Genomic DNA, 8,624 nt, shown 5'->3' with positions numbered 1-8,624 from the left:
GGGCCGAAGTGCCGCACGTCCACCGGGTGGGCCCGTGCTGCTGTGTCCGTCCCGGCGTCGGCCGGGGCGTGCGTCTCGGCCGGGCCGGCGGCTCCCGGCGCGGGCTCCCGGTGCGGGAAGTGCCCGCGCGCTGCGGCGGGTTGCGGGCCCTCTCCTGGATCGGCGGCGTCGTCGTCCCCGTCGCTCCCGCCGCGGGAGCGTGCCGTCGCGCCCGTACGCCCGCGGCGCGCGCCGTGCATGCCGAGGTCCGCCACCGTGACCCGGCGGCCGAGGCGGCGGGAGAGCGCCTCCGCCATCAAGTGCTGGACGCGGGGGTCGGGGCGGCTGCCGCGCAGCCAGTGGGCGACTGAAGTTCTGTCGTACTGAAGGTGGATACCGACCTCGGCGCCGAGACGAGCCAGGGCGCGCGCGAACGCGGCCTGCGTCCACTCGGTCTCCTCCAGCAGGGCGCGCAGCGCGCGGTTGGGGGTGCGGCTGCGGGACCGGGAGCTCGGATGCCCCGTGGCACGTACGGGGTCAGCGGGACGCATAGTCGTTCCCGGGGTGGAATTTGATGGGGTCGTTCACGGTTCTGCCTCACTTCCGGAATCGAGTGATGTCTTTCCGTAGCTCTCCGTGTGCTGAATGTGCTGTCATGCACGCGGACGGTTTCAGGTAAGCGCATCGCTCGCGGCTTCGGGAGCATGTGCCGGGCGCACGACTGCGTGGTGCTTTCACACCCCGTGTGAACGCAGGTCCCGTTACTCTGCGAATACCCTGCGAAACAACACGTTGGACCCGACGGAGGGCGGCATGGAGCCCAACAGTCAACTGGACGCGCTCCTTGACCAGTCAGGAATGTCGCGGGCTGGTCTTGCGGCGAGAGTCAATCGATTAGGCAACCAAGCAGGAATAACCCTGCGTTACGATCACACGGCCGTGGCGCGCTGGCTCAAGGGGCAGCGTCCGCGCGGCAGGGTCCCCGAGTTGATCTGCGAGATCCTCGGCCGCCAGCTGGGCAGGACCCTCACCCTCAGTGACATCGGCATGGATGTCACCTCGGCCGGACGGCTTCCCGGCCCCCGGCTCGGCCCCGAAGAGCCTGGACTGGGACGGTTCATGGAGCGCGCCGCCTCGCTGTGGCGCTCCGACCAGGTGCACAGCGACTGGCCCGGCCCCTCACTGCTGACCGGCGCCGCCGCCGTCGCCCCCGTATGGGAGTGGGAGAACCCTCCCGAGGACCGCGATGTCTCGCACGCGGGCGGCCCCGAGGTCACCGGCGCCGATGTGACCGTGCTGCACGCCGCGCGGGGCCACTACGAGCACCTGTACCGCAACGCCGGGGGAGTAGCGACCCGGGCCCGTGTCGTCGGCTTCCTCAACGGCGAGGTCGCACCTCTGCTGCGCGGCAGCTACAGCGACACCACGGGCCGCGAACTGTGCCGCGCCGCAGGGTCGTTGGCGGCGATCAGCGGCATCTGTGCCTACGACGCCGACGCGCAGGGGCTGGCCCAGCGCTACTTCCACCAGGCGCTGCGCCTGGGCAAGGCGTCCGGCGATCTGCTCTTCGGCGGCTATGTGGTCGCCCTCCTCGTCAACCAGGCGCTGTTCCTGGGGGACACCCGCCACGCGCTCGCCTGCGCACAGGCCGTGCTGCGCACCACAGGCCCGCACATCAGCCCCGCGCTCGCCACGGATGTGTACGCGATGCAGGCCGGCGCGTACGCACGGCTGGGCGACCGGCGTAACGCGCACGACTGCATGCGCCGGGCCGAGGCGTACTCCGAGCGCATCCGTCCCGAGGAGGAGCCCGAGGAGACCAGCTACGTCCAACCCGGCCTGGTGGAGGTGCGGTTGGCCGAGGCGCTGATCCTCCTCGGAGAGCTGTCGGCGGCTGCCAAGTACGCGCAGGAGGCGGCGCGTGCGCCCGCGCACGTCCGTGGCCGCGTCAACCGGCTCGCCACCCTCACCGACGTGGCGCTGCACGCCGGGGAACCGGAGCGCGCGGCGGCCAGTGCGGCGGAGATGGTCGACACCGCGCAGGGCATCGAGTCGCAGCGGCTGCGCGGGCGCATGCGCAGGGTCGGAAAGCGGCTGGAGCAGCACCCCGGGACTTCGGCGGCCGAAGCGGCGAAGCTCATCGAGGACTCGCTGAGCGTGCCGTTCTGAGCCGGGGGCGCGCCGAGTGCCTCTGTCAGTGGGAGCGCACGACATGCTGGGATGTGCCCAACCTCCGTCAGGAAGGGGGCACATACGTGCGATGGAAGAACCTGGGTGAACACACTGTGTACGAGAACCAGTGGCTTCGGGTGAATCTGGCGGACGTGGAACTGCCGGACGGGCGGCATCTGGATCACTATCTGATCCGGCTGCGGCCCGTCGCCATGGCGACCGCGGTCAACGAGCGCAACGAAGTGCTGCTGCTGTGGCGGCACCGCTTCATCACGGACAGCTGGGGGTGGGAACTGGCGGCGGGCGTCGTGGAGGAGGGCGAGGACCTTCTCGCCGCAGCGGCGCGGGAGATGGTGGAGGAGACGGGCTGGCGCCCCGGACCGCTCCGCCACCTGATGACCGTCGAGCCGTCCAACGGGCTGACCGACGCCCGGCACCACATCTACTGGTCACCGAGCGCCGAGTACGTCGGACCGCCCGAGGACGACTTCGAGTCCGAGAAGCGGGAGTGGGTCCCGCTCAAGGAAGTGCCCGACCTCATCGCCGCCGGCGAGGTGCCGGCGGCGAACATGGCCGCGGCGCTGCTGATGCTCCACCGCGTCCGCTTCGGGTGAGCCGGTGCTCCCTGGCGAGCCGGAGTGAGGGCCTCAGCTCTTCGAGGGGCCTCAGCTCTTGAGGAAGCCGTCGCCGTTCTGCGCCACGTGTTCCTGCACGGCCGCCAGGGCGCGCTGGACCTCCTGGGCCGAGCCGGTGCCGTTCTGCTCCGCGTAGTAGGCGGCGCCGAGGCGGCGCAGCAGGTCGTTGCCCGTGCGCTGGGCCTGGACCTCCTCCATCTTCTCCTTGCCCTGGGCGAGGCCCCGCTGGGCCTGCTCCTTGGCGCGGTCGAGAAAGCCTGCCATGGTCTGCCTCCGTCGTTGGGCTCTACCGGCCGGATCCGCTCCGGTACAGGGCTCAACGTATGCCGTGATCAGCGGGTTCCCCGGCAGCTCGGAGGGGGGTGTCGGTGGGCGCGGTTACGGTTGTCCGGTGAGCGCACAGCCGAAGGACGAGGCCCAGACCGTCAGCTGGGAAGAGGGCGGCCGGGAGCGTACGGCCGCGTGGCGGTCCGAGAGCGGGGCGCGGCCGCCGCGGCGGATCGCCGTCGCCGACGACCGGATGGCCGCCGACATCGCCTACAAACTCGTCTGCGAGGGCACCGCGCTGCTGTGGCGCGGCGACTACCACGGCGCACGGCAGCTGCTGGCGGCGCTCGGCCGCCGGGTGGACCGCAAGCCGCCCAAGCAGGGCGCGACGCCCCGCGAGAGCTTCCACCTCTACCGGCAGGCGCGCTCCCGCCGCGCCCGGGTGCTCGGCATGCTGCTGGTCCCGCTGGAGACGGCGCCCGGCGGCTCGTACGCCGTGCCGCTGCGCCGCGCACCCGACGTCGGCCCGGCCTGCGCGGCGGCGTACGGCCCCGCGAGCGGCACAGTCGGCGACCTGGCGCTGGTGTCGCTGCGCGAGCTGCAGGGCGTGCTGGGCGCCTATGAGTGGTGGCGCAAAGGGGTGGCCGTCGAAGCGCTGGGCGGCGCGACCATCCACCCGTACCACGGGGTCTTCTCACCGGTGCGCGGCGAGTACGTCGATCTGGTGGCGCAGGCGCCGCTGCCCCGTCAGGAGGCGGGGAAGCTCGTCGCGTTCGACGTCGGCACCGGCACGGGCGTGCTCGCGGCCGTGCTGGCCCGGCGCGGGGTGGGCCGGGTGATCGCCACCGATGTGGGGGAGCGCGCGCTGGCCTGTGCGCGGGAGAACGTGCAGCGGCTCGGGGTCACGGGGGCGGTCGAGGTCATACGGGCCGACCTGTTCCCGCCCGGGACCGCAGGGCAGGCGGATCTGGCCGTGTGCAACCCGCCGTGGCTGCCCGCCAAGCCGACCTCCGTGCTGGAGCAGGCCGTCTACGACCCCGACAGCCGCATGCTGCGCGGCTTCCTCGCCGGGCTGGCCGGGCGGCTGGCGCCGGGCGGCGAGGGCTGGCTGATCCTCTCCGACCTCGCCGAGCACCTGGGACTGCGCCCCCGTGAGCAGTTGCTGGAGTGGATCGAGGGCGCGGGTCTCCAGGTCGTGGGCCATCTCGACGCGCGGCCCCGGCATGCGCGGGCCGGCGATCCGGAAGCACCCTTGCACGCGGCGAGAGCGGCGGAGACCACACGGCTGTGGCGGCTGCGCCGCGCGGAGGACTGAGCCGGGGGCCGGGGCCGGGGGCCGGGAGCCGGAGCCGGGAGCCTGGGCGGGGCCTCAGGTGCGGAGGGTGTGGCTGGGGGAGACCCCGTACCGCTCGCGGTACTGCGCCGAGAAGCGCCCCGCCTTGGCGAAGCCCCAGCGCGCGGCGACCGCGGCGACCGTCACCTGCGACGGGTCGGCGGCCTGCAGCTCACGGTGCGCGCCCTCCAGTCTGACCTGGCGCAGATAGCCGGTCGGCGTGGTCTCGCAGTGCCGCGCGAAGGCGTGCTGGAGGGCGCGCGGACTGCTGCGTGCTGCCTGCGCGATGTCGCGCAGGGTGAGGGGGTGCGCGGCGTTCGCGTCGATATAGGCCATGGCCCGGCGCAGCGCCGCGGGCGCCAGCCAGCCGGGGGACGGCAGCCGGGACCGCTCGGCGGAGGTGTGAGGGAAGGTCGCCAGCGCGGCCGTGGCCAGCAGCCGCGCCGCCTCGTCCAGGATCAGCGGGCTGGCGGCGGCCTGCGGGTTGCCCAGCACGTCGTGGCCGATGTGCCGGACGACGGCCTGCCAGTAGCGCGCCCGCTCCGGCGAGACCGGGCGGGCGAAGGAGAGCCGCGCCGTCGCCGTCTCCGTCCCCGCCAGGTCCGCCGCGACCCGCTCCACCTCGCGCAGCCCGATGCGTACGACGCCCAGCCGTACGTTGTCCCAGTTCACCAGCGTCGGTGCGTACGGGTCGCACAGGTGCAGGTCGCCGGGGCCCGAGCGGAGTGCGTTGCGTCCTGCGGCGACCTCCAGGGTTCCGCCGAGCACCTGCACCACGTAGACGCAGTGGCTCGGTTCGGCCTCGGCGCGCATCCGCATCGAGTGCGCGAGGCGCTCCACGCCGATCGCGCCCGCCTGCGTGAGCGCGGCGTCGAATCTGAACCGGTCACGGTCGCCGGAGAGTTGTGGGGTGTGCTCGGTGTAGGTCCGCCGCAGGAAATCCTCCGCCTCCTGTGGATCGGACGTTCTCATGCGGATACGGCGCACAGGGTCGTCCATGGCCCGTACCTCCTCGCCCGGGCCGCGGGTCGCCGACGCGTTCTTCTCAGCGCTTTCTTCTCGACGCCTTCTTCTCAACCGTCGATGCTAGGCCCGCGCGACGGCCGGGCACAGCCCACATCACGAAGGGCGTGGCCCGAATACGACACCCGGGCGGAGCCCCGCTTGCGCCGTGGACGAGACGCGCGCTGTTCTGACCCCTTGCCGAGCTGCGGAGCAGCAGGCGGCGGAGGAGTAGAGGACCGGAGTCCCGGAGTGAAGATGTCTGTGCCCAGCGCGCTCGAACGGGAGCTGGCCGAGGCGCTGTTGGAGCTCGCGGACGCGGACGCCGGGGGAGAGGCGGAGGGGCACGCGGGGCGGGACGCAGCCGCTGGTCAGGATCCGAAGCTGACCGCGCTGGCCGCGCACGCCTGCCGCCGCCTCGCCCGCGAGGGCCGCAGCAGCGAGGCCGCCGCACAGTTCGGCGCCCCCGTCGGGTCCGGCCCGGCGGCGTACGGGGCGAGCGGTGCGCGCGCGGCGCGGCTGCGGCTGGTGGAGGACGAGCAGCGCGAGGGGCCGGCCACCGACACCCTGCGGTCCGGCCTGGCACTGGCCGGTCCGCCGCTGGACGGCGACGCACTGCTCCGCTGGCCCCGGTACGCCCCGGTCGCGCTCGAGGAGGGCGTACGTGCCGTGCACACCGTTCCGCTGCCGGGCGGTCAGCGGACGCAGGGGGATACGCCGGGCGCGGGCGTGCTCGTCGTTCACCTGCTGACGAGGGGCCGCTGGGTCCGGCCGCCGCCGGAGCGCTGAGCGCGCTCTGCCGCGCGTGTGTGGTGGGGCTGGCGCATCGGACCGCGCTGCACCGTGCGGACGAGCTCCGGCAGGCGCTCGGCAGCAGGGTGGTGATCGAGCAGGCCAAAGGGATGCTCGCGGAGCGCCGGCGCGGCTCCGTCGAGGACGCCTTCGGCACCCTGCGCGCGTACGCCCGCTCCCGGCAGCGCCCGCTGCACCAGGTCGCCCGCGATGTGGTCGAGGCCCGGCTGGCGGGCCCGCCCTTCGAGCGGATCGTGGAGCCGCCGACGGGTCCGTAACCGGTTGAACCGGTGACCCGCGGAACCGGTGACCCGCGGAACCGGTGACCCGCGGAACCGGTGGACCGTTGGGCCCGTGGGATCTTCCCGGAACTGGTGAACCGGACGGGGCACGACACGGCCCGGGGCGTGAGGGGGTTGCAGGGGGCCGCCCCGGGCCGTTCGGGCCCGCCGCCGATAGGCGCGGCGGCGGGCCCCACACCGGCGGGGAATCGCCGTCCGAGCCCCCGAGGCGTGCCCCGGCGGACGGGCCACCGGAGGCTCCCATCATCCTCTTTCCGGACCGCGTTCCGGGGGACTTCGGCAACTTCCCTCAAAATTCCGGGAGTTGAGCAGCCGGGTCCGCTCAGCGCTCCAGCAGCGTCCCCAGCGGGCCGAGGTCGAGGTTCAGCTCGTCGCGGGTGAGCCCGTGCTGGGCGCACAGCTCGTCCATGCGTTCGTCCAGCAGCATCAGCGTCGTACCGATCCGCTCGATCTGTTCGTCGGTCACATCGCCCTGGTCGCAGCGGTGCAGCGCCTGGCGTTCCATGAGCTGACGCAGCAGCTCCACGACCGTGAGCACGAGGCAGACCAGGTCCCGGCCCACCCGGTCGGGGTCCAGCTCCAGGCGGCCGTTGGCGGCACGGACCGGCTCGCGCCCCGCTCCCGTCACAGCGGGCCACCGTCCCCCCAGGGTGCTGCCACGCGTTCGTTGACCGAGGACAGCAGCGCGTTCAAGGAGAGCCGCACCAACGGCACCTCGGCGATCGCCAGCACCAGATCGCCGCTGACCACGACGCCGGTGGCCAGTACCCGGTCCAGCAGGTCGACCAGCGGCACCCCGATCGGCGCCCCGCTCTCCGGCCCCTCCCAGGGCACCACCTCGCCGACGTGTTCACCCACGGGCATCCAGCCCACCCCCGTCCACGAACGAGTACGGCACCCACGGCCCGGTGACCTCCACCTCGACGCCCTGGCAGGCGGGCGCACTGCGCACTTCCTCCACCGCCTCGGCCACCTCGCGCTCCCGCCCCTCGGCCACCAGGTAGGCGGCGTTGAGCAGTTGGGTGCCGCGTTCGCCGGTCAGCGCCGTGTCGTGCGTACGGAGCCTCCGGCTCGCCACCGCGACGCCGCGCAGCGCCCGGTCCACGGCCTCCGCCGCGTCGAGCCCGGCCTGCTGGCGCCGCTCGCGCTCCTGACGCGCGCCGCGCACCCGCTCCAGATACGCGCGCCCTGAGCGCCCGACGGAGCGCGCGGCTCCCGGGGTGGCGGCGTGGGCGGCGCCGGCGGCGCTGGGGCCTTCCGGTGCGCCGGCGGGGGTACGCGCCGGCGCCACCGTCGCGGAGCGGCCCGGTCCGCCGGTGGTCTCCCGCCGCGCGTACACCTTGACGCCCCACTCGACCCGGCCCGCGATGCGCTCCAGCACCGCATGGAAGCGGCGCTCGTCCTCGCGCAGGGCCGCCCGGACCCGCTCGTCGCCCAGATACAGGGTGGCCAGCGGCAGCGGTACCGTCGGGGCGCCGGCCGCCACGGCGGCGATCACCGCGTGGTGGGCGCGGGCGCAGCGCTCCAGCTCCGTACGGTCGGTCAGCCGCTCCCGCAGTGCCTCCTGCCCGAACTCCGCCGCCGGGACGTCCTGGACCACCGCCTCCAGCGAGCCGAACCGCAGCAGCCGGACCGGAGCGCCCGGAGCCTGGCCCGGCAGTCCGGCGACCGCGGCCGGGTCGCCGTCGCGGCAGACGGCGAAGACGTAGGTGGCGGTGGCCGCTGCGCCACCCTGGCCCCGGCGCTGATGCGGTCCGGGTTCATCCACCGTCTGTGTCATCTGCCGCCCGCCTCCTTCACGTGGTGCCAGCTGTGGCGTCGGCGTTCGTCGTCCCAGCCCGCTTCACGTCGTCCGGTGCGGCCCTCGCCCGTGCTCCCCTCCAGCTCGGCGATCCGCTCCCGCAGCCGCTGGTTCTCCTCGTCGACGGCGTCCCGGTGGGCGCGGGTGGAGAGTGCTGGATCGGTCTCCCACCAGTTGATGCCGGCCTTCTTCGCCGTCTCGACGGAGGAGACGAACAGCCGCAGCCGGATGGTGAGCAGCTCGATGTCCAGCAGGTCGATCTTGATGTCGCCCGCGATCACGATGCCCTTGTCCAGCACCCGTTCGAGGATGTCCGCGAGGTTGGCGGGGCCGGAGGGGGT

The 8,624-nt window shown here is 73.6% G+C and carries 12 protein-coding genes; 5 read left to right on the top strand and 7 right to left on the bottom strand.

Annotated elements, in window-relative coordinates; genetic code table 11:
* The coding region (locus tag ITI46_RS31455; RefSeq protein WP_504739823.1) for an NsdA family TPR-like regulatory protein at window positions 1-530 on the bottom strand (530 nt) is incomplete at its 3' end.
* Between the two features lie 262 nt (window positions 531-792).
* On the opposite strand from ITI46_RS31455, the gene ITI46_RS31450 reads away from it, so the two are divergent.
* Together ITI46_RS31450 and ITI46_RS31445 are read left to right on the top strand one after the other, a co-directional pair.
* Window positions 793-2,148, top strand: a complete 1,356-nt coding sequence (locus ITI46_RS31450) for an NsdA family TPR-like regulatory protein (RefSeq protein ID WP_209243337.1) — start codon at window positions 793-795, stop codon at window positions 2,146-2,148.
* A gap of 86 nt (window positions 2,149-2,234) precedes the next feature.
* Window positions 2,235-2,765 carry an NUDIX hydrolase gene (locus tag ITI46_RS31445; RefSeq protein WP_209243336.1) on the top strand — a complete coding sequence of 177 codons (531 nt, stop codon included), beginning with the start codon at window positions 2,235-2,237 and terminating at the stop codon, window positions 2,763-2,765.
* 51 nt (window positions 2,766-2,816) lie between these two features.
* Here the strand turns inward: ITI46_RS31445 and ITI46_RS31440 are convergent, their stop codons facing one another.
* Window positions 2,817-3,050, bottom strand: a complete 234-nt coding sequence (locus ITI46_RS31440) for a hypothetical protein (protein WP_209243335.1) — start codon at window positions 3,048-3,050, stop codon at window positions 2,817-2,819.
* Window positions 3,051-3,177: 127 nt separating this feature from the next.
* Here ITI46_RS31440 and ITI46_RS31435 point away from each other — a divergent pair, with 127 nt between their 5' ends.
* Window positions 3,178-4,368, top strand: coding sequence for a methyltransferase (locus ITI46_RS31435; RefSeq protein ID WP_307808404.1), 1,191 nt, complete (start codon window positions 3,178-3,180; stop codon window positions 4,366-4,368).
* A 54-nt stretch (window positions 4,369-4,422) separates the two neighbouring features.
* On the opposite strand, the gene ITI46_RS31430 is transcribed toward ITI46_RS31435, so the two are convergent.
* On the bottom strand, window positions 4,423-5,385 hold the full coding sequence (locus tag ITI46_RS31430) for an AraC family transcriptional regulator (protein WP_209243333.1): 963 nt from the start codon (window positions 5,383-5,385) through the stop codon (window positions 4,423-4,425).
* A gap of 261 nt (window positions 5,386-5,646) precedes the next feature.
* On the opposite strand from ITI46_RS31430, the gene ITI46_RS35245 reads away from it, so the two are divergent.
* Window positions 5,647-6,177, top strand: a complete 531-nt coding sequence (locus tag ITI46_RS35245; protein ID WP_247746886.1) for a hypothetical protein — start codon at window positions 5,647-5,649, stop codon at window positions 6,175-6,177.
* Between the two features lie 20 nt (window positions 6,178-6,197).
* On the top strand, window positions 6,198-6,458 hold the full coding sequence (locus tag ITI46_RS35240; RefSeq protein WP_307808403.1) for an ANTAR domain-containing protein: 261 nt from the start codon (window positions 6,198-6,200) through the stop codon (window positions 6,456-6,458).
* Window positions 6,459-6,804: 346 nt separating this feature from the next.
* Here ITI46_RS35240 and ITI46_RS31420 read toward each other — a convergent pair whose 3' ends face one another.
* From ITI46_RS31420 to ITI46_RS31405, 4 genes are all read right to left on the bottom strand, one after another.
* Window positions 6,805-7,110 (bottom strand): gas vesicle protein K, encoded by a 306-nt coding sequence (locus ITI46_RS31420; RefSeq protein ID WP_209243332.1) that lies wholly within the window; start codon window positions 7,108-7,110, stop codon window positions 6,805-6,807.
* Window positions 7,107-7,346 carry a gas vesicle protein gene (locus ITI46_RS31415; RefSeq protein WP_180289756.1) on the bottom strand — a complete coding sequence of 80 codons (240 nt, stop codon included), beginning with the start codon at window positions 7,344-7,346 and terminating at the stop codon, window positions 7,107-7,109. The genes ITI46_RS31420 and ITI46_RS31415 overlap by 4 nt, the downstream gene beginning before the upstream one ends.
* A complete protein-coding gene (locus ITI46_RS31410) occupies window positions 7,333-8,262 on the bottom strand; it encodes a GvpL/GvpF family gas vesicle protein (protein WP_209243331.1) in 930 nt (309 codons plus the stop codon). The genes ITI46_RS31415 and ITI46_RS31410 overlap by 14 nt, the downstream gene beginning before the upstream one ends.
* Window positions 8,259-8,624 (bottom strand): gas vesicle protein (locus ITI46_RS31405; protein ID WP_247746885.1); only part of this gene is annotated, 366 nt, incomplete at its 5' end. The genes ITI46_RS31410 and ITI46_RS31405, both read right to left, overlap by 4 nt.

This window comes from Streptomyces oryzae (genome assembly GCF_017676365.1).
Lineage (GTDB): Bacteria > Actinomycetota > Actinomycetes > Streptomycetales > Streptomycetaceae > Streptomyces > Streptomyces oryzae.
Note: the sequence above shows the minus strand (reverse complement) of the source record. Positions and strands in the feature narration are given on the sequence as shown.

What these genes read in the sequence shown, in the direction of transcription:
- ITI46_RS31450 (WP_209243337.1), top strand. Translation starts at nt 793, where the DNA reads ATGGAGCCCAACAGTCAACTGGACGCGCTCCTTGACCAGTCAGGAATG.
- ITI46_RS31440 (WP_209243335.1), bottom strand. Translation starts at nt 3,050, where the DNA reads ATGGCAGGCTTTCTCGACCGCGCCAAGGAGCAGGCCCAGCGGGGCCTC.
- ITI46_RS31430 (WP_209243333.1), bottom strand. Translation starts at nt 5,385, where the DNA reads ATGGACGACCCTGTGCGCCGTATCCGCATGAGAACGTCCGATCCACAG.
- ITI46_RS35245 (WP_247746886.1), top strand. Translation starts at nt 5,647, where the DNA reads ATGTCTGTGCCCAGCGCGCTCGAACGGGAGCTGGCCGAGGCGCTGTTG.
- ITI46_RS31415 (WP_180289756.1), bottom strand. Translation starts at nt 7,346, where the DNA reads ATGCCCGTGGGTGAACACGTCGGCGAGGTGGTGCCCTGGGAGGGGCCG.
- ITI46_RS31410 (WP_209243331.1), bottom strand. Translation starts at nt 8,262, where the DNA reads ATGACACAGACGGTGGATGAACCCGGACCGCATCAGCGCCGGGGCCAG.